The sequence below is a fragment of the Micromonospora sp. C51 genome (genome assembly GCF_018070435.1).
Taxonomy (GTDB): domain Bacteria; phylum Actinomycetota; class Actinomycetes; order Mycobacteriales; family Micromonosporaceae; genus Micromonospora; species Micromonospora sediminimaris.
Window position 1 is genome coordinate 19,208 of sequence record NZ_JAGPXQ010000017.1, and the last position, 23,177, is coordinate 42,384.

The 23,177-nt window shown below is 70.7% G+C and carries 21 protein-coding genes and 1 tRNA gene; 14 read left to right on the plus strand and 8 right to left on the minus strand.

The annotated features are described in order from the left end of the window. The first annotated feature begins 149 nt into the window (after positions 1-149). Positions 150-2,636 carry a helix-turn-helix domain-containing protein gene (locus tag KBX50_RS18205; RefSeq protein WP_210938289.1) on the plus strand — a complete coding sequence of 829 codons (2,487 nt, stop codon included), beginning with the start codon at positions 150-152 and terminating at the stop codon, positions 2,634-2,636. A gap of 314 nt (positions 2,637-2,950) precedes the next feature. Here the strand turns inward: KBX50_RS18205 and KBX50_RS18210 are convergent, their stop codons facing one another. Continuing rightward, entirely contained in the window at positions 2,951-3,499 is a 549-nt protein-coding gene (locus KBX50_RS18210; protein WP_307871005.1) for a MarR family transcriptional regulator, read from the minus strand. 103 nt (positions 3,500-3,602) lie between these two features. Between KBX50_RS18210 and KBX50_RS18215 the strand changes: the two genes are divergently transcribed. Together KBX50_RS18215 and KBX50_RS18220 are read left to right on the plus strand one after the other, a co-directional pair. Further along, on the plus strand, positions 3,603-4,184 hold the full coding sequence (locus tag KBX50_RS18215; protein WP_093409221.1) for a YceI family protein: 582 nt from the start codon (positions 3,603-3,605) through the stop codon (positions 4,182-4,184). 317 nt (positions 4,185-4,501) lie between these two features. Beyond that, positions 4,502-5,980: a glutamate--cysteine ligase gene (locus KBX50_RS18220; protein WP_210938292.1), complete on the plus strand. Its 1,479-nt coding sequence runs from the start codon at positions 4,502-4,504 to the stop codon at positions 5,978-5,980. Between the two features lie 54 nt (positions 5,981-6,034). Here the strand turns inward: KBX50_RS18220 and KBX50_RS18225 are convergent, their stop codons facing one another. Beyond that, the gene (locus KBX50_RS18225) at positions 6,035-7,528 is read right to left on the minus strand and encodes a hypothetical protein (protein ID WP_210938294.1); all 1,494 of its coding nucleotides are present in this window, start codon (positions 7,526-7,528) and stop codon (positions 6,035-6,037) included. Between the two features lie 121 nt (positions 7,529-7,649). On the opposite strand from KBX50_RS18225, the gene KBX50_RS18230 reads away from it, so the two are divergent. Both KBX50_RS18230 and KBX50_RS18235 read left to right on the plus strand, forming a co-directional pair. Beyond that, positions 7,650-8,342, plus strand: coding sequence for a PASTA domain-containing protein (locus KBX50_RS18230; protein ID WP_210938295.1), 693 nt, complete (start codon positions 7,650-7,652; stop codon positions 8,340-8,342). Positions 8,343-8,441: 99 nt separating this feature from the next. Beyond that, complete coding sequence (locus KBX50_RS18235; protein WP_307871006.1) at positions 8,442-9,359, plus strand: PASTA domain-containing protein; 918 nt, start codon at positions 8,442-8,444, stop codon at positions 9,357-9,359. 11 nt (positions 9,360-9,370) lie between these two features. On the opposite strand, the gene KBX50_RS18240 is transcribed toward KBX50_RS18235, so the two are convergent. Then, positions 9,371-9,820 (minus strand): hypothetical protein, encoded by a 450-nt coding sequence (locus KBX50_RS18240; RefSeq protein WP_210938296.1) that lies wholly within the window; start codon positions 9,818-9,820, stop codon positions 9,371-9,373. Positions 9,821-9,930: 110 nt separating this feature from the next. Continuing rightward, the gene (locus KBX50_RS18245) at positions 9,931-10,218 is read right to left on the minus strand and encodes a hypothetical protein (RefSeq protein ID WP_093409209.1); all 288 of its coding nucleotides are present in this window, start codon (positions 10,216-10,218) and stop codon (positions 9,931-9,933) included. Positions 10,219-10,673: 455 nt separating this feature from the next. Here KBX50_RS18245 and KBX50_RS18250 point away from each other — a divergent pair, with 455 nt between their 5' ends. From KBX50_RS18250 to KBX50_RS18260, 3 genes are all read left to right on the plus strand, one after another. After that, entirely contained in the window at positions 10,674-11,549 is an 876-nt protein-coding gene (locus KBX50_RS18250) for a helix-turn-helix transcriptional regulator (protein ID WP_210938297.1), read from the plus strand. After that, positions 11,525-11,746, plus strand: coding sequence for a DUF397 domain-containing protein (locus KBX50_RS18255; protein WP_093409203.1), 222 nt, complete (start codon positions 11,525-11,527; stop codon positions 11,744-11,746). The genes KBX50_RS18250 and KBX50_RS18255 overlap by 25 nt, the downstream gene beginning before the upstream one ends. A 229-nt stretch (positions 11,747-11,975) precedes the next feature. Continuing rightward, the gene (locus KBX50_RS18260) at positions 11,976-12,380 is read left to right on the plus strand and encodes a hypothetical protein (protein ID WP_210938298.1); all 405 of its coding nucleotides are present in this window, start codon (positions 11,976-11,978) and stop codon (positions 12,378-12,380) included. On the opposite strand, the gene KBX50_RS18265 is transcribed toward KBX50_RS18260, so the two are convergent. Then, positions 12,345-12,947 carry a hypothetical protein gene (locus KBX50_RS18265; protein WP_210938299.1) on the minus strand — a complete coding sequence of 201 codons (603 nt, stop codon included), beginning with the start codon at positions 12,945-12,947 and terminating at the stop codon, positions 12,345-12,347. The genes KBX50_RS18260 and KBX50_RS18265 overlap by 36 nt on opposite strands. 220 nt (positions 12,948-13,167) lie before the next feature. Between KBX50_RS18265 and KBX50_RS18270 the strand changes: the two genes are divergently transcribed. Continuing rightward, positions 13,168-15,042, plus strand: a complete 1,875-nt coding sequence (locus KBX50_RS18270; RefSeq protein ID WP_210938300.1) for a S8 family serine peptidase — start codon at positions 13,168-13,170, stop codon at positions 15,040-15,042. 57 nt (positions 15,043-15,099) lie between these two features. On the opposite strand, the gene KBX50_RS18275 is transcribed toward KBX50_RS18270, so the two are convergent. The 3 genes from KBX50_RS18275 to KBX50_RS18285 form a co-directional block, all read right to left on the minus strand. After that, complete coding sequence (locus KBX50_RS18275) at positions 15,100-15,897, minus strand: WecB/TagA/CpsF family glycosyltransferase (RefSeq protein ID WP_210938302.1); 798 nt, start codon at positions 15,895-15,897, stop codon at positions 15,100-15,102. Then, the gene (locus tag KBX50_RS18280) at positions 15,894-17,009 is read right to left on the minus strand and encodes an NAD-dependent epimerase/dehydratase family protein (RefSeq protein ID WP_210938304.1); all 1,116 of its coding nucleotides are present in this window, start codon (positions 17,007-17,009) and stop codon (positions 15,894-15,896) included. The genes KBX50_RS18275 and KBX50_RS18280 overlap by 4 nt, the downstream gene beginning before the upstream one ends. 63 nt (positions 17,010-17,072) lie before the next feature. Beyond that, positions 17,073-17,158 (minus strand) — tRNA-Leu (locus tag KBX50_RS18285). 229 nt (positions 17,159-17,387) lie between these two features. On the opposite strand from KBX50_RS18285, the gene KBX50_RS18290 reads away from it, so the two are divergent. The 5 genes from KBX50_RS18290 to KBX50_RS18310 are packed head-to-tail and all read left to right on the plus strand — an operon-like array spanning position 17,388 to position 23,177. After that, positions 17,388-18,197, plus strand: coding sequence for a DUF3662 and FHA domain-containing protein (locus KBX50_RS18290; RefSeq protein ID WP_093409193.1), 810 nt, complete (start codon positions 17,388-17,390; stop codon positions 18,195-18,197). Between the two features lie 6 nt (positions 18,198-18,203). Continuing rightward, positions 18,204-18,692, plus strand: coding sequence for an FHA domain-containing protein (locus KBX50_RS18295; RefSeq protein ID WP_093409190.1), 489 nt, complete (start codon positions 18,204-18,206; stop codon positions 18,690-18,692). Continuing rightward, positions 18,689-20,161, plus strand: coding sequence for a PP2C family serine/threonine-protein phosphatase (locus tag KBX50_RS18300; protein WP_210938306.1), 1,473 nt, complete (start codon positions 18,689-18,691; stop codon positions 20,159-20,161). Before KBX50_RS18295 ends, KBX50_RS18300 begins: the two co-directional genes overlap by 4 nt. 26 nt (positions 20,162-20,187) lie before the next feature. Then, positions 20,188-21,675, plus strand: coding sequence for an FtsW/RodA/SpoVE family cell cycle protein (locus KBX50_RS18305; protein WP_210938308.1), 1,488 nt, complete (start codon positions 20,188-20,190; stop codon positions 21,673-21,675). Further along, positions 21,672-23,177, plus strand: a complete 1,506-nt coding sequence (locus KBX50_RS18310) for a penicillin-binding protein 2 (RefSeq protein WP_210938310.1) — start codon at positions 21,672-21,674, stop codon at positions 23,175-23,177. Before KBX50_RS18305 ends, KBX50_RS18310 begins: the two co-directional genes overlap by 4 nt.

Here is a 23,177-nt window from a genome sequence, read left to right on the forward strand (position 1 = left end):
GCGTCGGGCGGCCAGCCGGCCGTCGCACATCGATGCCGGTTCGATGCAGGCCGGCTGCCGATCGGTGGTTGTCAGGTTTCGGCACGGCATCGTCGGGTGGCCGACGATCCCGTGTCCGATGTCGGGCCTGGGCCGTATTGTCCGTGCCCATGGCTCCCGGTCATGATCGTCAATCCGGTCCGCCGCACGCCGGTCTGCCGGAGCTGCTGCGGGCGCACCGGCAGGCTGCCGGCGCGACCCAGGCTGAGCTGGCGGCTCGTGCCGGCGTCGGGGTACGGACGGTCCGTGACCTGGAACGGGGCCGCTCCACCCGGCCCCAACGCACCACCGTCGAGCTGCTCGCCGGGGCGCTCGGGCTGACCGGCTCCGCCCGCGCGGCATTTCTGGCCGCCGCCCGGGGCACCAGCCCGGCGACGACCGCCCAGCCCGAGGTCGGTACGCCGCTGGGGCTGCCGCCACCACCGGACCTGATCGGCCGGGAGCGTGACATCTCCGAGCTGGCAACTCTGCTGAACGATCCACGCGGTCCCCGGGTGGTGAGCCTGGTGGGGTTGGCCGGTGTCGGCAAGACCGCCCTGGCGTTGGCGGCGGTCCACGCAGCCACGCCCACTCATCCCGGCGGTGTCGCCGGGGTGCTGGTCGGCGCCGGGTCGGACGCGGCCGACGTGCACGCCGCCGTCATGACTGTCTTCGGCGTGGCCCGGGACACCGAGTTGGCCGCGCGGCTCGGTGACCGGCGGGCGCTGCTGCTGGTGGACGCGGTGGAGCGGGCGCCCGATCCGGTGGCCGGCACCCTGCGGCGACTCGTCGGTGCGGTGCCGTCGCTGCGGGTGCTGGTCACCGGCCGGCATCCGGTCGGGCTACCGAGCGAGTGGGTGCGCCCCGTATCGCCGTTGGAGGTGCCGCCACCGGGCGACACCGACCCGGCGACCCTCGTCGGATATCCGGCGGTCACCCTGTTCACCTCGCGACTGGCTCAGGTCCGGCGGGAACCGCCGGCCGACGCCGAGTTGCCCGCGCTGGCCGCCCTGGTACGCCGGCTGGGCGGGCTGCCGCTGGCGATCGAACTGATGGCGGCGCGCGGCCGGCTCCTCGATCTCACCGAACTGCTCGACCGGTACGGCGACCGGGTGCTGGATCTGGACACCTCTGCCGCCACGCACAGCGGTTGGGAGACACGGCCACGGGGTGACGATGCCCGCACGGCGGTGGCGGAGACCCTGCGTGACGCGGTGGCCACCAGCTACCGGCTGCTCGCCGTCGAGGACCGGGCGGCGCTGCGGCAGCTCGCCGCCTTCGGCAACCGGTGGTCGGTGGAGTTGGCCGAGGAGATGCTCGCCGGCACCGGCGTCGATCCGGTGCCGCTGCTGAACCGCTTCCTCGATCTCGGGCTGCTGAGCGTACGAGGCGGTGGCTCGTTCCGGTTCCGGTTCGTCGACGCCGTCCGGGATTACGCCGTCGAGCAGGCGTCCGGTGCCGGCGAGTCGACGGTGATCCGCCGTCGGCACGCTCGGGTGGTGACCCGGCTGGTGGAGCGGACCGCGTCGGGGTTGACGGGTGCCGGTGCCGGTGCCGCCGCGCACCGTCTCGACGAGGTCACCGGCGACATCAGCTCCGCGTTGGCGTACGCGGCGGTCGACGACCCCTTGACCGCGCTACGTCTCGCGGTGAACCTGCCCCGGTGGTGGCGGTTACGTGGGCGGGACGTTGTCGGCCGGCAGTGGCTGCTGCGCCTGCTGGCCGATCCGCGTACCGCCGATGCCGACCCGGCCCTGCGCGCGTGGGCCTCGGTCGGTGTGGCGATGCTCGCCAGCGAGCACGGCGCGGCCGCAACGGAGCTGTCGACGGCTCGCGCGGCGTTGGCGGAGTTCCGTCGGCTCGGTGACGTGCCGGGCGAATTGGAGGCGCGGACGGTCCTCGGCGTCCTGCTGGCCGCGACCGGACGGCCGGGCCAGGCACGGGAGCAGGCGGAGGCGGTGCTGGCCCTGGCCACCGAGCATGGCCTGACCCGCCAGATGGCGGTCGCGCAACATCAGCTGGCGTGGCACGAGATGAGGCTCGGTGACCTGACCACGGCTCGCCGCCGGCTCGCGGTGGTGGACCGGCTCGGTGGTCAGGTCGCGGAGCAGCGGCTGCGGGTGCTGGCTCGGGGCACCGTCGCGGAGGTGTTCCGCCTGGCCGGCCGGTACGCCGACGCGGCCGACGAGGCTCGCCGGGTGTTGACGGCCTTCGGCGACCTGGGCACCCCGCGCGGTCGGCGACAGGTGCTGGGGACACTGGGTCTGGCGCTCGCCCAGGACGGTCGGGCGGTCGAGGCCGCCGAGGTGCTCGCCGAGCTGCGTCCGCTCGACGGCACCGGCGCACTGATCGAGGGGCATCTGGCGCTGCATCGTGGGGACCGGGAGGTCGCGGCGGAGTGGTTCGCGGCCGCAGCGGAGCCGGACGAGACCGGTCGGGACCGACGCACGGTCGTGGAGGCTCTGGTGGGCTTGGCGGCGAGCACCTCGGACGCGAGTGTGCTCGATCGGCTGGACGTGGCCTGCCGGGAGGGCGGCATCCGGCTGCTGGAGCACGAGGAGGAACTGATCTACGTGCTGTCGGTGGCCCGGAACGGCCCGACGGCCCCGGGGCGGTGAGGCCGGCGAAGGCGGTGCGGTCGGCGGCCGGCCCACCGGTGGCGGGGACGGGGACGGCGCGGGCGAGGAAGCCCCCTGTTGCCACCCCTCGCTCATCGCCCGCGCCGGTGCCCCCCGCTGCCCCCGCCGCTGCGAGACTAGCGAGGCGCAGTCGGCCCGTCTGTCTGGTTTGGTGGGCTATCACCTATTGGCCCGGTGGTTCTGCCGGTGGTTCTGCCGGTCCCGTCACGCTCGGCTGCTCGCGCGCATACCCAGGGTCCGCCAGGCGGTTGAGGGCGCCGGCAACCGTCGGCGCAGGCGACGCGCGGGATGCCTCAGCGGCCCGGGTGGCCGCCCGGTGCGGGTGACCTGCCCTCCTCGTCGCATTCGGCCGGAGGTTCGCCCGGTGCGGCGGAACGGCTGCCGGCGGTTGCGCAGGGATGTACGGCGTCGCGTACCCGGCGCAGGCCGTCGAGCAGGGCGGCCAGCGCAGCCGGGTCGAGTTGCCCGGTGAACCAGTCCTCGATGAGCTGAAGATGCCCGGGCAGGCTCTCGTTGAGCCGGCGCAGGCCGGCCGGCGTCACCACCGCGTACGAGCTTCGTCGGTCGGAGGGGCAGGCGCGGCGGGTGATCAACCCGTCGCGTTCCATCCGGTCCACCACCCGGGTCACGCCGCTGGTGGACAGTGAGGTCTGAGCGGCGAGGTCGGTCATCCGCAGCTGGTTGGCGGGTGACCGGGTGAGTCTGGTCAGCACCTCGAACTCGACCGATGACAGGCCGTGCTCCTCCAGCTGGGCGGCGAATCGGGCGGCCAGCCCGGCGTGCACCTCGAAGAGCAGACCGACGGCCGTGATTCGAGGGTCGTCGAACGTGTTCGCTTCCACCAGACCATCGTACCAATACTTGACAGCAGGAATATTGTCACGGCTATAGTTGCTGACGCAGCCGTTGGGCTACTAAACAATATCTCCCGGAGGGCAGTCTCTCATGACCAGCAGCACCGAGCCGGTTACCCGCGAGTGGAACGGCCTCACCATCCCGGCGGCCGGCACCTACCTGCTGGATGTGGCGCACAAGCGGGTCGGCTTCGTTGCCCGGCACATGATGGTGAGCAAGGTTCGCGGCGAGTTCGCTGACGCGAGCGCCACCATCACCATCGCCGAGGATCCGCTGGAGTCCACGGTCTCCGCCACCATCCAGGCCGCCAGCATCAACACCGCCCAGGCGGATCGGGACGCGCACCTGCGCAGCCCCGAGTTCCTCGACGCGGAGAAGTTCGCCACGCTGGAGTACCGCAGCACCGGCGTGAAGTCGCACGAGGGCAACGAGTTCGTCCTGACCGGCGAGTTGACCATCAAGGACGTGACCCGTCCGGTCGACCTCAAGGTCGAGTTCGAGGGTGTCGGCCGCAGCCCCTTCGGCCAGGACATCTTCGGTTTCTCGGCGAGCACCGAGATCGACCGTGAGGACTTCGGCCTGACCTGGAACGTCGCCCTGGAGTCCGGTGGCGTCCTGGTCGGCAAGAAGGTCAAGATCGAGATCGAGGGCGAGGCCATCCGGCAGTCCTGATCCGTACGCTCCGACAGGCCCGCGCCCGCACCGCGCGGGCCTGTCGGCTGTCCGGGGACCTTCACTCGTACGCGTTGCCGGTGCGAATTGTCACAACTTGTTCTCCGCGTGCATCAAGGGTCCGACGGTGCGACTGGGTACCTACTCCAGCGGGAGCGAGCAACCTGGTCGGGGGCGACGCGATCGGCCGCTGCAACGGGTGGACTGCGGCAATGGACCGATCTTCGGGGCGGCTGGGTGCAGCGCTCCCAGCGAGTATGGTTCACAGTGCGCTGCGGAGCGGCACCGTTCCGTGGCGTCGCGCGCCGGGAGGAAGCATGGGCAGGGACGTCGATCGAGCCGCCTTCTCCCGTGAGGATCGAGTCCGGTACCGGCAGAAGGTCCGGCGCTGCCTGGACGTGTTCGCGCTCATGCTGGACGACTTCGGCTTCGACGCCGACCGGCCGATGACCGGGTTGGAGATCGAGCTCAACCTGGTCGACCCGGCCGCCGAACCGGCCATGCGCAACGAGGAGATCCTCGCCGCGATCGCCGACCCGTTGTTCCAGACCGAGCTCGGGCAGTTCAACCTGGAACTGAACGCCAACCCACGGCTGATCTCCGGCACCGGGTTCGCCGACTACGAGCGTGACCTCTGCGCCAGCCTCAACCGGGCCAACGAACGCGCCGCGCGGTCGGACACCCGGATCGTGCTGGTCGGCATCCTGCCCACGTTGAACGAGCGACACCTGGTGGCGGACAACCTCTCCACAAACGAGCGTTACCGGGTGCTCAACGACCAGATCGTCGGCGCTCGGGGTGAGGACATCGAGCTCGACATCCGGGGCGTCGAACGACTGCGTACGCACAACGACTCCATCGCGCCGGAGGCGGCCTGCACCAGCCTCCAGTTCCACCTCCAGGTGGCGCCGGACAGCTTCGCCGACTACTGGAACGCCTCCCAGGCGATCGCCGCCGCCCAGGTGGCGGTGGGTGCCAACTCCCCGTTCCTCTACGATCGGCAGCTCTGGGCGGAGACCCGCATCGCCCTGTTCGAGCAGGCCACCGATACCCGGCCGGACGAGCTGAAGGCCCAGGGCGTACGGCCCCGGGTCTGGTTCGGCGAGCGGTGGATCACCTCGATCTTCGACCTGTTCGAGGAGAACGTCCGCTACTTCCCGCCGCTGCTGCCGATCTGCGAGAGCGAGGACCCGGTGGAGGTCCTGCACGCCGGCGGCGTTCCCGAGCTGGCCGAGTTGCGGCTGCACAACGGCACCGTCTACCGGTGGAACCGGCCCGTGTACGACATCATGAACGGCCGTCCGCACCTGCGGGTGGAGAACCGGGTGCTACCGGCCGGGCCGACCGTGGTCGACATGCTGGCCAACGCCGCCTTCTACTTCGGGCTGGTCCGGGGCATGGCGGAGGCCGACCGGCCGATCTGGAGCCAGCTGACCTTCAGCTCCGCCGAGGAGAACTTCCACGCGGCTGCCCGCCGGGGCATGGACGCGGTCCTGCACTGGCCGCAGCTGGGCGATGTGCCGGTGACCACGCTGGTGCTCGACACACTGCTGCCGCTCGCCGCCGCCGGCCTCGACGGCTTCGGCGTCGCCGCCGCCGACCGGGACCGGTTGCTCGGCATCATCGAGCAACGCTGTCGTACCGGACGCAACGGAGCGGTCTGGCAGACCGCCACCGTGTGGGCCGCCGAGCGGCACCTGGGTCTGGAGCGTCGGGCCGCGCTGCACCACATGCTCCAGCGCTACGCGGAGTTGCAGTACACAAACGAGCCGGTACACACCTGGCCGCTCGACTGAGCGAGCCGGAACCTCGTCGGCTCCTGGCACGACATCGCCCCTCGGGACACCGCACTAGCGACCGCGTCGTTGGGGACGGCCGCGGCGGCTTCCGCCCTCGGTCGTCTCGTCGCTGCCGGACGACGTTTCGGACAGCGAGGCCCCGGTGTGGCCACCCACCTCCGCCGATCCTTCCGGCTTCGCTGCCGTGGGTTTCGGTGCCGCGGGTTTCGGTGCCGCCGACTTGACCGCCGCTGCCGGCCGCGATGTGGTTTTTCCCGGTGCGGTTTCTTCCGGTGCCGCCGACACCTTGCCGGCCACCGGCTCGTCGGGCCGGTGGACGCCCGGCCCGGCCCGCTCGCTATCCGGTGCCGACCGATCGGCCGCAGGCTCGGGACGGTTGGCATCCGGTGCTGGCCGCTCGGCATGCGACCCGGCCCCGGGCTTCAGCCGGTCGTCACCGATCCGCTGCCGGGGCACCACCGGGGCCGCGTCGGCGCCGCTCGACCGGTGTGCCGCCAGCCGGGCCGATCGCTGGGCCAGCGCCGCCACCAGGACCGACCCGCCGATGCCGACGATCACCGCGTACGGGGCGGTGAGATGAGCGGACACCTGTTCCGGGCTGATCGCGGTGAGCCTCGGCACGGCCAGGAAGTAGGCGATGGCCACCAGCAGCGGCCCGGCGGCACCGGAGGCGGTGGCACCGACCCGCCGCTCGGTCGCCCGGACTCCGCGGCGGGCGGCCAGCGCGCCGATCACCAGTGCTGAACCGAGCGACAGGACGGCACCGGGCCAGTAGAAGTAGTCCCGGATCCAGAACTGGTCGTTGTCCGAGCTGAGTTGCCAGATCCCGAGCTGCGCGGTGGTCAGCCCGCGACCGGCGAGCACCGAGTCGACCACGGCGATGACCGCGAGCAGCCAGAGCCAGCCGGCGGTGGCGATGACGTTGGTGGCGGCGGCGCGGCACCGCAGCGCCCAGACCGCCACGAGCGTCCCGATCAGTACGCCGACCGCCGCGTACCCGGCGGCCATGTCCCGGGGGGACGGCGTGTCCGGCACCACCGCGACCCGGGCCGGTACGGCGACCAGCAACACCGTGATCAGTGCGCCCAGGCCGGCGGCCACGGCCAGCGCGATTCCCCACAGTCCGCCACCGTCCTGCTTGGCGGTGGTGGACGGAAGCTCACCGGAGGGCGGAACCGGGCTGCCGGACGTCGCCGGCCCGCTGCCCGCCGCTGCGGAAATGGTCGGCGCTGCGGCGCCGGACGGCGGCGCCGGGGAACCGGAGGCGGGCGGCCCGCCGGCCACCGTCGCCGGATCGGTCGGGGATGCGGCCCGGCGACGGTCGTGCAGCCGTTGGGCGCAGACCGCACCGAAGATGGTTGACGTGGCCGCGATCCAGGTCGCCCAGATCAGGCTCGCCACCCAGGCCGCCGTGCCGGCGGTCGCCTCCGGGGGCGCCCAGTTGAGAATGCCCAGGCCGTATCCGAAGCCCAGTTGGGCGGCACCGGCACCGGCTGCCACGCCGGCCGCGGTGGCGATCGATCCTCCCCAGCCCTGTCTGGCCATGCCGGGCAGCGTAACGTCCTGTGGTCGGTGCGGCGAGTCGTGCGCGGCATCTACCGGCGACGGTTACGGACAGTGCTTGGCCCCGGTCGCTACGGTCGTGGGTGATAAGGCGGTGGGCGGGATGACGGACGGGACCACGGGCGGGCGGCCGGGGCGCGGTGACACCGGCCCGGACCGGGCGAGGCTGATCCTCGGCGGTGTGGCCGCCGCCGTACTGCTCGCGATCATCGGCGCGGCCGGGGGCTGGGTGCTCGCCGGCGATCAGGAGTTTCGACCCGGACCGGTGTCCTCCGGCGCGGCCGGCACTCCCCTACCCAGCCCGACGGTGCAGACCTCGCCGCCGCTGGAGCGACCGACGCCGAACACCGCGACCACGCCGAGTAGCAGCCCCAGCCCGTCGCGGCCGACCGGACTCACCGTCCCGGACCTGGTCGGCGCAGATTTCGAGGAGGCCAGGGAGGAACTGCGGGACCTGGGCCTGGGCTGGCAGCTCGTCTTCGGCAGCGGGGACAGTGCCAGCGTGCGCAGCACCGATCCGGCTCCGGGTACACCGGTGCGACGCGGTGTCACCGTCAAGATCAATGTAGCTGGGGCCGCCCCACCGAACGAGGTGCCCGACCTGACCGGTGAGACGTGCCACGAGGCGAGGGACGAACTCGTCGACGAGGGGTTCTCTCCCCGCTATCCCAACGGACGCTCCGGCACGGTCACGTCGCAGCAACCGCCGGGCGGCACGGTCGGCAGGTGGAACGACGTGGTCCAGATCTGGTGCGGCACGCCGCCGAGTGCGGACGCGAGCGCTCCGGCACCGTGACGCGCACCCGACACGCTGATGCCGGCCGATGACCGGCTAAACCGCTAGGTTGACCGTCGAGGGGCCTGGTGCCCGCCCGGTCGGCGGAAAGGACGTGCCGTGAGCGACGACCGCCAGAAGCCGACCGACGGGCAACCGGACGACCGGACCCGTCCGATCCCGCCGTCCGCAGACAACCCGGACGAGACCGCGCCGCTGGATCGCGCAGCCGCAGAGCCGGCGGGCGCGACCGCGCCGCGTGCGCCGGACGAGACGGCGCCGATGGGGCGCGCTCCCGACGAGACCGCACCGATGGATCCCGCGACCGCAGAGCCGGCGGGACCGCCGGACGAGACCGCGCCGATCGGGCGTACGCCGGACGAAACTGCCCCGCTGGACCGGGCCGCCGCCGAGCCGGCGGACGCGACCGCGCCGCTGCCGCCCAGCCAGCGTTCCGGGTCGGTGGCCTGGTCGGGGCGCGCGGAGGTGCCGTCGGTGCGGCCGGGTGTGGACCGCGAGCTGGCCGGCGGCGACTGGTACGCCGACGAGCAGCCGGGCCGCCCGTGGTGGCTGCCGATCCTCTGGGGCGTCCTGCTCCTGCTCCTGCTCGGCCTGATCGGGGGTGGGTTCTGGCTGGCCGGCCAGGGGCTGAACGACGACGGCCCGGCACCGGAGTCGCCCGCACCGACCACCCAGGCCCCGCCGACCACGGCGTCGCCGTCGCCGACCACCGAGTCCCCGTCAGCGGCGCCGACGACGAGCGCCGCGCCGGCCGAGGTGCCGGTACCGCCGCTGGTGGGTCTGCCGGAAGCCGCGGCCCGGGCCGCGCTGGACGGGCTCGACCTCGACTATCGGGTGGAGTACCGCCCGTCGGATCAGCCGGAGGGGACCGTCATCGCCACCGATCCAGAGGCCGGTGAGTCGGTGGAGGTGGGCGATGAGGTTCAGCTGGTGGTCGCGGCGGCCAGTCCGAGTCCGGAACCGAGCACGGGCGAGCCGACCACCGAGCCAACCGTCACGGCGAGCCCCACGGGGTGACCGCCCGAGTCTCACCACATCCGGCGTCTGGTGCCGACCAGTCCGAGACCGGCGAGGGAGATCGCCAGCCCGAACACCCCGGACCAGAACAGCGAGCGGCTGAGTTCCTCCCGGGTGTGACCACCCGTGGCCCTGGCCGGCGCTTCGTGGTCAGCCGGGTACGAGGGCTGCCCGGAGACGCCGTCGGACTCCGCCGGGTCGTCGGCCGTCTGGTCGAAGAAGCCGTCGCGGGCGAAGGCGTCCCAGACGTCGTCGGTGGTGACGTCCGGCTCGACCGGCTCGCTCTCCACGACAGTGATCTCCGGGGCCGGTACGGGCTCGGCCAGCCGGGTGGACGACAGTGCCGGATCTCGGCCCAGCACCACCAGGGTGGTGACGGCACCGAGAAGCGCCAGGAGTCCGAAGGTGTGGGCGATGCGGGACCGGCGTGGCTCCCGCGTGGACAAGTTGACCATGGCCATCCCAGGTTCGGGGTCCGGGAGGCGCGGGGTGGAAACATGCCGGGGTGGGCATACCGATTCTATGTCGGCGGCATGCCCCCCGAATCCTTTTCACCTGACGTCGGTGGTGCTCAGTGCACCCGAACCGGCGTCCGTACGGCCGGCCGGCGGGCCGAGCGTACGGTGTGTGGACGCGGCTGCGGGGCGGCCTGGACCTGCCGCAGCCCGGCCCGTTGAACGAAGATCGACCGACGGTTGACCGCGTCCCCCGCCGCGTTCAACTCGTAGCCTTCGAGCCAGAGCCAACCGTCGTAGGTGGGCCGGTCGAGCACCCGGATCACCCGGAACAGGATTGGCCTGAGGAACTGGACACTCGCCGCGCGTGTCACGTGCAGTACGTCACCGGAGCGGGGAAGCACATGGGCTCCTGAAATGGTCGGCCGGCGGGGAAGGGCCGGCTGGAGGAATGGGGGTTTGGCTCCGGCGACGAGGTCGTGTCTCGGGGGACCGGAGCCGGTGTCGTGGTCCGTCAGCGTGGAGCTGCTGGTGGCGAAGCTCCTCCCCGGAGACCGACCTCGCTACGAGGTTGATCACTCGTGGAGACGGATCGGAGACGGTCAGTAACCCGGGTCATACGGACAGAGTGCATCAGGAGTGTGCTTCATGCAAGTTGCACGTCGACTTTTGCCGATACGTGAGCGGCTCGCGCGAAACGGCGCTTGAACGGGCTGCCACCCGGGCGGCACACTGAGAGCCGGTTTCGCCCGCCGCGGCCGGCCGAGGACCGGGACACTCCACGCCGCGAACGCTCGCCGAAAGGATCGCGCCGTGGGCGGGCGGTCAGCGCGGCGCGTCGAAGCGGAGAGGTGGCACGGTGAGCGAGCGGCGCAGCCCGACCATCCGGCGGCGCCGGCTTGGCGCAGAACTGCGCCGGCAGCGCGAGGCCGCCGGAATCACCATAGAGGCCGTGGCGGAGCAGTTGGAATGCTCGGCTTCCAAGATTTCGCGTATCGAGACAGGTCACACCACCGCGACTCCCCGGGACGTGCGGGACATGCTCCGGATCTACGGAGTGGTCGGTGCCGAGAGCGACGAGTTGGTGCAGATCGCCCGGGAGGCGCGGCAGAAGGGCTGGTGGCATCCCTACAGCACGGTGCTGGTCGGGGCGTACGTGGGCCTTGAGGCGGCGGCGAGTTCGATTCGCGCGTACGAGCAGCAGGTGGTGCCGGGGCTGCTGGAGACCGAGGACTACGCCAGCGCGATGATCCGTGCGGCCCGCCCCGACTTCAGTCCGGAGCAGGTACAGCAACGGGTGCGTGTCCGACTCGGCCGTCAGTCGTTGTTGACCCAGGATGATCCGGTCGATCTGTGGGTGGTGCTCGATGAAGCGGTGTTGAGCCGTCCGGTGGGCGGGGACACGGTCATGCGTGACCAGCTCAGCCGGTTGGTGGAGGTGGCACAGCTGCCGAACGTGACGCTTCAGGTCCTGCCGTTCGAGGTCGGGGCGCACGCCGGCATGGACGGCACCTTCACGATCCTCAGCTTCCCCGAACCCGGTGATCCGGATGTCGTGTACGCGGAGAACGCCACGGGTGGGCTCTTCCTGGAGAAGAGCGACGAACTACAGAAGTACAGCTTCATCTTCGATCACATTCGAGCAGCGGCCAAGCGTCCGGAGGAGTCCGTCGAGTACATCGCGAGACTGGCAGAGGAGCCGTTGTGGAAGTGGCGACGCAAGGATTCTCCGTGAACCTGGCGCAGGCGACATGGTTCAAGAGCTCGAAGAGCGGGCCGAACTGTGACAACTGCGTCGAGGTGGCGTACGTGACCGGGGCGGTCGGCGTCCGGGACTCGAAGGACAAGGCCGGACCGGCCCTGGTCTTCGCCCCGGGTGACTGGCACGCTTTCGTCGCCAGTACCAGGGACGGCGCGTTCCCCCGGGCCTGACGCCCGGGGGCGGTGACGACGAATCCCCGTTCGGCCCGTGGCCGAGCGGGGATTCGCTGTTGTGACCCGGCTGCGGTGGGGGCGTCGAACAGCGTCGGCGGCGCGACCCGCAGACGCATGCTCCGCCGGGTGCCGTCGCCACATCCTGCCCGTGTCGTTGTACCTCTCGGTACGCGCTGGTCGACATCCCCCCGGCAGGGCGGGTAACCGAGCGAGGCAGGCGAGACGGATGACGAGTATCGGGTCGGAGAACCTCACCAACGGACCGGGAAAGCCGGAACGGTTCGGCGGCAAGTATCGCGGGGCCCGGCGGGACACCGTGCTGACCGAGGTGGTGTCGGCGGAAACCGAGCACGCCAGCCGGGAGACCCCGACGGCGACGGAGTCGCCGTCGCCGCTCACCCTGCCGTCGCTGGATCCGAATCCGCTGACCGAGCCGTCCTTTCCAGCCGGTGGCTGGTCGACGGTCGACGACGGTTCCCTCGTGGACCATCCGCTGCTGCGTGGCCTGTTGATGGAGCTGCCACCGAAGGGCAGCGTGCCGCCACCCGGCTGGCTCGACCGCTGGTTCGAGGCGACCAGGGCGATCCTGGAACTGCTATACGTGCAGGGCACCGGCGGTCGGGCGCGGTGACGACACCCGGTCGGGCATGGCCCGCTCGGCGAACCGGTTGTGCCGCAACGCGTGGCGTACGCCGATCGAAGCGACGGCCAGTGCCGCGATGGTGATCGCCGGCCCGGTTGCCGAGGGCCCGAGATACTGGCCGGCACCGCTCGCCACGATGACGGCCGGCAGCAGCGCCAAACCTGTCACCTGCAACGGCAGCCCGATCAACGGGTGAGCGGCGGCGGCCCGCAGTCCGTGCGGGGCCGGTGTGCCGGCGGCGACGGCCAGCGCGCCGGCCCCGGCCCACAACCGGCGCAACCGGCGCACCGTGCAGCCGGCCACCAGCAGGGCGGGTACGGCGGCGAGCGTCAGCCCGTCGGCGGCCCGGTCCGCCAGGGTCGGTCCGACGGTGGCCAGCCCGGCGATCGGCAGAGCCATCGTCAGGCCGAGCGCGGTCAGCGTCAGCGTGAGCAGCCGGCCCGAGTGCTGGCGCAGCTCGCGAGCGTGCTTCAGGCGGGGTAGCCCGTCCGCGAGGTAGCCGGCGGTCCACCAGACGGCCGCGACCGGAAGCAGGAGGGCGAGATGGCTCTGCATGCCCATCAGCCTTGCCCGATTTCGGACTCGCCGAATCCGGGCCCACCCCCCGTTCGTCCCGTACCCGTCCCCGTAGGGGAACCATCTCGCCAGTGTTATGAGGGATCCGACATGTTTAACTGTCCGCACACATCCAACTACCCTCACCGTGATCGGTATTCATCGATCAATCTGCCACGAGCAGGTGGACGTTCGATGCCGATCGGAGGGAGGTAGGAAGATGGTTCTTCCACAGAGATCGGTGCTTGTCGGGCTGGCCACGCTGGCCATGCTGGCGGCAGCCACGCCGGCCATGGCGGCCGAGCCGGTCGGCACCGTCCGCAGCGCTGGCGGCGCAACCGCCGTCAAGGACAGCTACATCGTCGTGTTCAAGGACAGCGAAGTCAGTCGTACGGCGGTCGGCTCCTCCGTGGACCGGCTGCTACGCCGGCACGGCGGTGCCACCGCCCGGACCTACAGCGCGGCCGTCCGGGGCGCCGAGGTGCGGGTCAGCGCGCGGGCCGCGGCGCGGATCGCGGCGGACCCCGCCGTCGCGTACGTCGAACAGAACCACGTCGTTTCTCTCGCGGGTACCCAGACGAACCCCCCGTCCTGGGGCCTGGACCGGATCGACCAGCGGAACCTGCCGCTCAACAGCTCGTACACCTACCCCAACACGGCCACTAACGTGACCTCGTACGTCATCGACACCGGCATCCGGACCACCCACTCCGACTTCGGCGGCCGGGCGACCTGGGGCACCAACACGGTCGACTCCAACAACACCGACTGCAACGGCCACGGCACCCACGTGGCCGGTACGGTCGGTGGCTCGGCGTACGGCGTGGCCAAGGCGACCCGCCTGGTGGCGGTCAAGGTGCTCAACTGCTCCGGTAGTGGTACCAACGCCGGTGTCATCGCCGGCATCGACTGGGTCACCGCCAACGCGGTGAAGCCGGCCGTGGCCAACATGAGCCTCGGCGGCGGGGCGAACACCTCGGTCGACAACGCGGTCATCAACTCCATCAACTCCGGCGTCACGTACGCGGTGGCCGCCGGCAACGGCAACGCCCTCGGCCAACGGCAGAACGCCTGCAACTACTCACCGGCCCGGGCCGCACCGGCGATCACCGTCGGCGCCACCCAGAGCAACGACGCGGCCGCCAGCTTCTCCAACTACGGCACCTGTGTGGACATCCTCGCCCCGGGGGTGAGCATCACCTCCGCCTGGCACACCAGCAACACCGCGACGAACACCATCAGCGGCACCTCGATGGCCTCGCCGCACGTCGCCGGGGTGGCGGCGCTGGTGCTGTCGGCCAACCCGTCGTGGAGCCCGCAGCAGGTCCGGGACTACCTGGTCAGCAACTCCACTCCGAACGTGATCTCGAACGTGGGCAGCGGCACCCCCAACCAGCTGCTCTACGTGGTCAACGGCAGCACCCCGCCGCCGACCAACGACTTCTCGGTCTCGGTGTCGCCGACCTCCGGCTCGGTCACGGCGGGTAGCTCGGCGACCGCCACCGTGTCCACCGCGACCACCAACGGTTCTGCCCAGTCCGTCAGCCTCTCGGCCAGCGGCCTGCCGTCCGGGGCGACCGCCTCGTTCAGCCCGGCCACCGTCACCTCGGGCGGGTCGTCCACGCTGACCATCAGCACCTCGACCAGCACGCCGGCCGGCACGTACCCGGTGACCGTCACCGGCACCGCGGCCTCCGGCACCAGGAGCGCGACGTACTCGCTGACGGTGACCGGTGGCAGCGGCGGTGGCTGCTCCGGGACCAACGGCACCGACGTGTCGATCCCGGACTCGGGCTCGGCGGTGACCAGCTCGATCACGATCTCCGGCTGCAACCGGAACGCCGCGTCGAGTTCGACCGTCGCGGTGAACATCGTGCACACCTACCGGGGCGACCTGGTCATCGACCTGCTCGCCCCGGACGGTTCGTCCTACCGGCTGAAGAACAGCAGCATCTTCGACGGCACGGACAACGTGAACACCACCTACACGGTGAACCTGTCCAGCGAGGCGGCGAACGGCACCTGGCGTCTCCAGGTCCGCGACGTCTACGGCGGTGACACCGGCTACATCAACACCTGGACGCTGACCCTCTGACGTCCCGGTACGGCAACGGGCCCCGGCGTAGCGCCGGGGCCCGTCTGCTGTGCCGGTTCAGACCGCGAACGTGGTCGGCCGTTCAGAGGCCGGCGCGGGCGGCCGAGCTTTCCACAGCCCGGTCTTCTGCGCGAACAGGCGACCCAGGTACGCGGGGTTCAGGATCACGTAGCGCCGCCACAGGCGCTTGGGTTCCAGGCCGAGACGCCAGAACCACTCCAACCCGGCGCGCTGCATCCACGACGGCGGCTGGCGCAACAACCCGGCGTGGTAGTCGAAGGCCGCGCCGACCGCCATCAGCGGCATGTCCAGCAGCGGACGCATCGCGTACGCGAAGATCTCCTGCCGGGGGCAGCCGAGCCCGACCAGGACCAGCCGGGCACCGCTGGCCTTGATCCGGTCGGCGATCTCGACGTCCTCGCCCGGCTGTACGCCGCGGAACTTGGACGCCTCAACCCCGGCGATCTTGAGTGCCGGGAACATCCGCTCCAGCGCCGGGATCAGCCGGGTGAGGGTCTCCTCGGTCGAGCCGTACAGGTAGACCGGCAGCCCTTCGTCGGCGAAGCGGGAGAGCACGTGCAGCGTCAGCGTCGGTCCGTAGACCCGATCGGTGAGCTGGGCGCCGTGCAGCAGGTTCAGCGCCCAGCGCACCGGCTGACCGTCCGGGGTCACCACGTCGAAGGAGTTGAGCCGGGCGTTGTGTGCCCGGTCCAGCACTCCGGTCATCACGCCGTGCACGGCCAGCGCGGTAAGGGCCAACGGCCGGCGTTCCTGCCCGGCGGCCACCACCTGCTCGGTGGCCTCGGCGTAGTCGGTCGCATCGACCAGGACACCGAGCACGTTCTTCTTGGTCATGCTCCCGGCACCCACTTGTCCACGTTGGCCTCGTAGATCTCTCGCATGATCATGGGTACGTCGTACACCTGCTTCCAGTCCGGGTAGTCGGCCTGGAACGCCTCGTTGGAGCCGATCCACCACTTGTGGTCGCCGATCCGGTTGGCCTCGACGTACTCGGTGATCATCTCTTGGCCGGTGATCTGCTCGGCCAGCAGGAACGCCTCCCGGTTGGAGGTGTTCGAGTGCCTGCCCCCGCCGAGGTTGTAGACGGCGGCCGAGCGGGGGTTGCGGAAGAAGGCTTCGAACGCGGAGACCACGTCCGAGCTGTGGATGGCGTCGCGGACCTGCTTGCCCTGGTAGCCGAAGATCTTGTAGGTGCGGCGCTCCATGTTCGCCCGCATCACGTAGCCGAGGAAGCCGTGCAACTCGGTCGCCGAGTGCGCCGGACCGGTGAGCGTCCCGCCTCGGAAGCAGGCCGTCTTCATGCCGAAGTAGCGGCCGTACTCCTGCACCATGACGTCCGCCGCCACCTTGGAGGCACCGAAGATCGAGTGCAGGCACGCGTCGATCGACATGTCCTCCCGGATGCCCTGCTCGTACGGGTGACCCGGCTCGATCTCCCAGCGGGTCTCCAACTCCGTGAGGGGCAGGCTGTTCGGCCGGTCGCCGTAGACCTTGTTGGTGGAGCAGTGGATGACCGGGGCGTCGATGCAGTGTTCCCGGACGTTCTGCAGGACGTTGAGCGTGCCGGCGGCGTTGACGTCGAAGTCGGTGAACGGGTCACGCACCGCCCAGTCGTGCGAGGGCTGGGCGGCAGTGTGGATCACCACAGCCACGTCCCGGCCGTACCGGCCGAACAGCGCGCCGAGCGCCGCCCGGTCCCGGATGTCGATGCTGTGGTGGGAGTACGCCTCACCAAGCTCGTCGGTCAGCCGGCGGACATTCCAGGCGGTGGACGCCTCCTCGCCGAAGAATTCCTGCCGCATGTCGTTGTCGATGCCGACGACGTCGAGACCGAGGCCGGCGAAATGCCGGACCGCCTCGGAGCCGATCAGCCCGCCCGACCCGGTCACGAATGCGACAGTCACACGCCACTCCTGGTGCGTCGGAGGCAGAAACCATCGGAGCATAGCGTGACGTCCGGCACGCCCGGATACGGAGCGAGGGCCCCGCGTTCGCGGAGCCCTCAGCTGTGGTGGGGAAGGGGGGAGTTGAACCCCCACGTCCTTTCGGACACACGGACCTGAACCGTGCGCGTCTGCCATTCCGCCACTTCCCCGTGGCCTGACCTCAGTCAACGTCGCCTGAGCCGGACACCGCCGGTGACCGGCGGGCCTCAGCCATGCTACGTGACCTTGGTCTGCTGCCGCGAATGGCTTTCGCTGCGCGCAGCGGTTACCGTTCGTGGCGGACGAAAGAGTAGCACGACAATCAGAAGCCGTCCGAACGGGCCGCGGCCTGCCGGCCGAGCGGCGTGTGAGCTGCGTGCGCTCTGGACGGATACCATCATGTCCTCGGGACCCGAGGAGGAGCCGGTGAGCGTGCTGCAACGCTTCGAGAAGCGTCTGGAAGGCCTGGTCGAAGGGGCTTTCGCCAAGGTCTTCAAAGGGGTGGTCCACCCCGTGGAGATCCTCAACGCCATGCAGCGGGAGGCCGAGGCACACAAGGCCATCCTGGCTGGTGGGCGCACGTTGGTGCCCAACCGCTACGTGATCGATCTCTCCCCGTACGACCACAGTCGGCTGGCGCCGTACGCCGCCGCGCTGGCCCAGGAGCTGGCCCAGTCGCAGGCGGAGTTCATCGGCGAGCAGGCCTGGACGGTCTACGGGGACGTGATCGTCGAGATCGAGCGCGGTGAAGGACTGGACACCGGTATGTTCCGGGTCACCGCGGAGGTCTACACCGGTGGCGAGGTCGCCCCGGTTTCGGCGCCCGGCTATGACGCCGGTCCGCCCGGATACGACGCCGGCCCGCCCGGCTACCCGTCCTACGACCAGGGTGGTGGCTACGGCCCGCCGCCGGGTCACGGCGGTGGGCGCAACATCCGACTGGTCTCCGGCGACGGCCGCACCTACCCGCTACAGATGGGCTCGACCGTGATCGGTCGTGGCGACCAGGCCAACCTGCGCCTGCCGGACGTCGGCATCTCCCGGCGACACGCCCGGCTGGACTTCGACGGTGGGCAGGTCGTGCTGACCGATCTCGGCTCGACCAACGGCACCATGGTCAACGGCCAGCGGGTTTCCGCGGTGGCGTTGAACCCCGGTGACATGATCCAGCTCGGTACGACCACTCTGACCTTCCGCGTGGACGGCTGATCCGCCTTGCCGGAACTCGTTATCACCGTTGCCCGGTTCGGATTCCTCGTCCTGCTGTGGATCTTCGTGTTCACGGTGGTCGGCGTCATCCGCCGGGACCTCTTCGCGGGGGCCCGCTCGGGTCGACTGGTAGCCGCGCCCCGGACGGTGGGCGCGTCGACGGGTCAGGCGTCGGCGAAGCCGGCGAAGGTGAAGCGGGGGCGGGCGGCGCACCAGCTGGTGGTGACCGCAGGTCAGCTGGCCGGCACGCGGATCACGTTGGGTGAGGCGCAGATAACGATCGGTCGTGCCGAGGACTCCACCCTCGTCATCACGGACGACTACGCGTCCGCGCGACACGCCCGGCTCGTGCCGCGCGACGGGCAGTGGTTCGTCGAGGACCTGGGTTCGACTAACGGGACGTACCTGGATCGCGCTAAGGTCACCGGACCGACCCCCGTCCCCCTCGGCGTGCCGATCCGAATCGGCCGCACCTCTCTCGAATTACGGCCATGACTCTGACCCTGCGCTATGCGGCCCACAGCGACCGCGGTCTGATCCGAGACGGTAATCAAGACTCCGTCTACGCCGGGCCGCGGCTACTCGCCGTTGCCGACGGCATGGGCGGTATGGCCGCCGGTGACGTCGCCAGCAACATCGTCATCGGTGCCATGGCGCCACTGGACGAGGACGTCCCCGGCGACGCCCTGGTCGACGCGCTCCGCTCCGCGGTGGGCACCGCCAACCAGCAACTCCGCGAGACGGTGGAGGCCAATCCCCAGTTGGAGGGGATGGGCACCACGCTTACCGCGACCCTGTTCTCCGGCAGCAAGCTGGGCATGGTCCACATCGGCGACTCGCGGGCCTACCTGCTGCGCGACGGAGAGTTCGCGCAGATCACCAAGGACGACACCTACGTACAGATGCTCGTCGACGAAGGCCGGATCAGCCCGGAGGAGGCGAGCAGCCACCCCCAGCGCTCGTTGCTCACCCGGGCGCTGGACGGCCGCGACATCGATCCGGAGTACTCGGTCCGGCAGGTGTTGCCCGGCGACCGGTACCTGATCTGTTCCGACGGGCTCTCCGGTGTGGTCAGCGCGGAGACCATCGCCGAGACCATGCGGGAGTACGCCGACCCGCAGCAGTGCGTGGAACGGCTCGTCCAGCTCGCCCTGCGCGGTGGCGGTCCGGACAACATCACCGTGATCATCGCCGACGCCACCGACCGGGACATCGTCGAGGCGGCGCCGATCGTCGGCGGTGCGGCGGCCCGGGACCGGGGGATGGCCACCTCGGCGGATGTCTCCACTCCAGCGGCTCGTGCCTCGGCGCTCTCCGCGCCCCGGCCGGCGACGCCTGACGAGTCCGCCAACAACGACGACGAACCCGAGGCCCGCCGCCGTCCGTTGCGTGCGCTCGCGATGACGACCGCACTGCTGGTGATCGTCGGCGGTGGGGTGTTCGCCGGTTGGAGCTACACCCAGCGCCAGTACTACGTGGGCGCGACCGAGAACGGCCAGGTGGCCGTGTTCCGTGGCATTCAGGGCCAGATCGCCGGGATGGATCTCTCCAGCGTGCACTCCGAGAGCAGTGCCCAGTTGGACGACCTCACCCTGGCCGCGCAGGAGCAGGTCAAGCAGGGCATTCCGGCCAAGAGTGAGCCGGACGCGGAACGACGGCTGGCCGAGCTGACGATGGACAGCCCGACAAACGTGAACCTGAAGCCGATCTGTCCGCCGACACCGAGCCCCACGCCCTCGCTTGTGGGTTCGCCGTCCCCGACGCCGAGCGCGCCAGCGGGATCGCCGAGCGTTCCGGCCGGCTCACCGAGTCAGGTGGGCAGCATCTCGGCGTCACCGCCCGCCGGAGCCACGGTCACGCCGACCGGCGCCTCCGCCGCCGCACCGGACAGCACCCCCGACGCGCCCCCCGTCGACACCTTCACGCCCACGGTCGATCCGGCGGCCTGCCGGTCGCCCGAGTAGGCACCGGCTCCCACCCGAGGACGATCGTGACCGCAGCGGCCACCCCGGCATCCTCGCCCGCGACCGCGGGCGAGCGACCCGGCGTACGCATGGCGCGGTCCCGCCGCAACGCCGAGCTGTCGCTGCTCCTGCTGGCGATGGCGCTGGTCGCCGCGTACGGCGCGATGGTCGAGGCGAATGTGCTCGACACGGTCACGCCAGGCTTCTGGGTGCCGGCCGCCACGCTCACCGCGGTGTTCCTCGGCATGCATCTGGTGATCCGGTTCCTGGCGCCGTTCGCCGATCCGGCGCTGCTACCGGCGGTGGCCCTGCTCAACGGGCTGGGAGTCGGCTTCCTCCGCCGGCTCGACCTCGCCAATGCGGCCCCTGAGGAACGGGCCGACCTGGCCATCTTCGCCGGCATCGGCGGTCGGCAGCTCGCCTGGACGCTGATCTCGGTGATGCTCGCCGCCGGGCTGCTGGCGTTGATGCGCGACCATCGGTCGATCTCCCGGTACGCGTACACCCTGGGTCTGGCGGGCATCGTGCTGGTCATGCTGCCGGCGGTGCTGCCGGCCAGCATCTCCGAGATCAACGGTGCGAAGCTCTGGGTACGCATCGGCAGCTTCTCCATCCAGCCCGGTGAGTTCGCCAAGCTGGCCCTGCTGGTCTTCTTCGCCTACTACCTGGTGCGCAAGCGCGAGGTGCTGTCGCTGGCGAGTCACCGGTTCCTCGGCATCGACTTCCCGCGCGGCCGAGACCTCGGCCCGGTGCTCGTCGTCTGGGTGATCAGCCTGCTGGTCCTCGTCTTCGAGAAGGACCTGGGCACCTCGCTGCTCTACTTCGGCATGTTCGTGGCCACGGTCTACATCGCCACCGAACGGGTCAGCTGGCTGCTCATCGGCCTGGTCCTCTTCTTCGGCGGCGCCTACCTCGCGTACGTGCTCGGCGAGGCGGTGGGCGGTCCGTTCGCGAACTTCTACCTACGGGCACAGATCTGGCTCGACCCCTTCGCCCAGCCGTACGACGACGGCTACCAGCTGGTGCAGGGGCTGCTCGCGCTCGGCTCCGGCGGGTTGTTCGGCGCCGGTCCGGGCGGCGGCCAGCCGCTGCTGCTGCCGGAGGTACGCAACGACTTCATCTTCGCCGGCATCGGTGAGGAGATCGGTCTCTTCGGCCTCTCCGCGCTACTGGTGATCTACCTGCTCATCGTCGAGCGCGGTCTGCGGGCCGCCCTGGCGGTCCGGGACTCGTTCGGCAAGCTGCTCGCCGGTGGCCTGGCCTTCACCCTCGCCCTCCAGGTCTTCGTGATCGTCGGCGGGATCAGCAAGCTCATCCCGCTGACCGGTCAGACCACGCCGTTCCTCTCCGCCGGTGGCTCCTCGCTGATGGCGAACTGGCTGCTCATCGCGGTGCTGCTGCGCGTCTCCGACGCCGGCCGCCGGCCGGTCGACGGCGCCGGTGGCAAGGTGACCCGCCCCTCCGGCCCGCCCGAGCAGCTGCACGGTGCCCCCACGGAGGTGATCAAGCCGTGAACGCACCCCTGCGCCGGGTCGGCGTCGTCGTCATCGTCCTGTTCGGCCTGCTCTTCGCCAACCTGAACTGGATCCAGGCGTACAAGGCCGACGAGTACCGCACCAGCGACTACAACGGTCGGGTCCAGGTCGCCAAGTACGACCGGAAGCGGGGCAACATCGAGGCCGGTGGCACCGCCCTGGCGGTCAGCAAGGAGACCGACGGCGAGCTGAAGTACCTGCGCACCTACCCGGGCGGGGAAAAGTACGCCCACGTGCTGGGGTACGAGCCGGTCAACGGCTCCGCGACCGGTCTGGAGCGCGCCGAGAACGACTTCCTCGCCGGCACCAGCGACCAGCTCATCGTCAACCGGCTGCGGGACATGGTCACCGGCGACACCACCGCCGGTGGCAACGTGCTGCTGACCCTGTCGAAGCGGGCCCAGGACACCGCGTACGACGAGTTGCGGGGCAACAACGTCGGTGCGAACAAGGGCGCGGCGATCGCCATCGACCCGGCTACCGGGGCGGTGCAGGCGATGGTCTCCATCCCCAGCTTCGATCCGAACCCGCTGGCCAGCCACGACACCGACGACGCGACCGCCGCGTACAACCGGCTCGAACAGGAGGCGGGACGGCCGCTGCGGAACCGGGCGATCGGCGAGGTGCTGCCGCCGGGCTCCACCTTCAAGATCGTGGTGGCCGCGGCCGCGCTGGAGAACGGGATCACCAAGGAGACCGAGATCCCGGCCGGGTCGAGCTACACCCCGCCCACCTCCAGCGAGCCGATCCGTAACGCCGCGCCGTCGATCTGCCCCGAGTCGCAGGTGACCCTGATGAACGCGGTCACCGAGTCCTGCAACACCGGCTTCGCGAAGCTCGGCGGCCAGCTCGGCCCCGACGTGCTCAAGGAGAAGGCCCGGCAGTTCGGCTTCGAGCAGGAGGATCTGACCGTCGGCCGGCTCGGCGAGGGCGGCCTGAGCGTGGCGGCCAGCCGGACCGGCAGCATGGAGAACCCGGACGGCAGTCCCGACCCGGCGGCGCTTGCGCAGTCCTCCATCGGGCAGCGGGACGTGCGGATGACCCCGTTGCAGGGGGCCATGATCGCTGCGGCGGTGGCCAACGGCGGCAGCCAGATGCGGCCGTACCTGGTGCGTCAGCTGCTGGCACCGGACCGCACCACCGTCTACGACACCGCCAACCCGCGTGAGTTGCGCCGGCCGGTGAGCGGTCAGGTCGCCGCCGACCTGCGGGACATGATGGTGAGCGTGGTGGAGAACGGCACCGGCCGGAACTCCCGGATCAACGGCTACACCGTCGGCGGCAAGACCGGCACCGCACAGTCCGCGCCGGACCGCCCCGACCACGGTTGGTTCATCGGCTTCGTCCTCGACTCCGAGGGCAAGCCGATCTCCGCCGTCTGCGTCGTCCTGGAGGAGGCCGGCAGCGGCGGCAGCGCCGAGGCCGCCCGGATCGCCGGTCAGATCATGCGGGCCGTGATCGCCGAACCCGGGGGGCGCTGA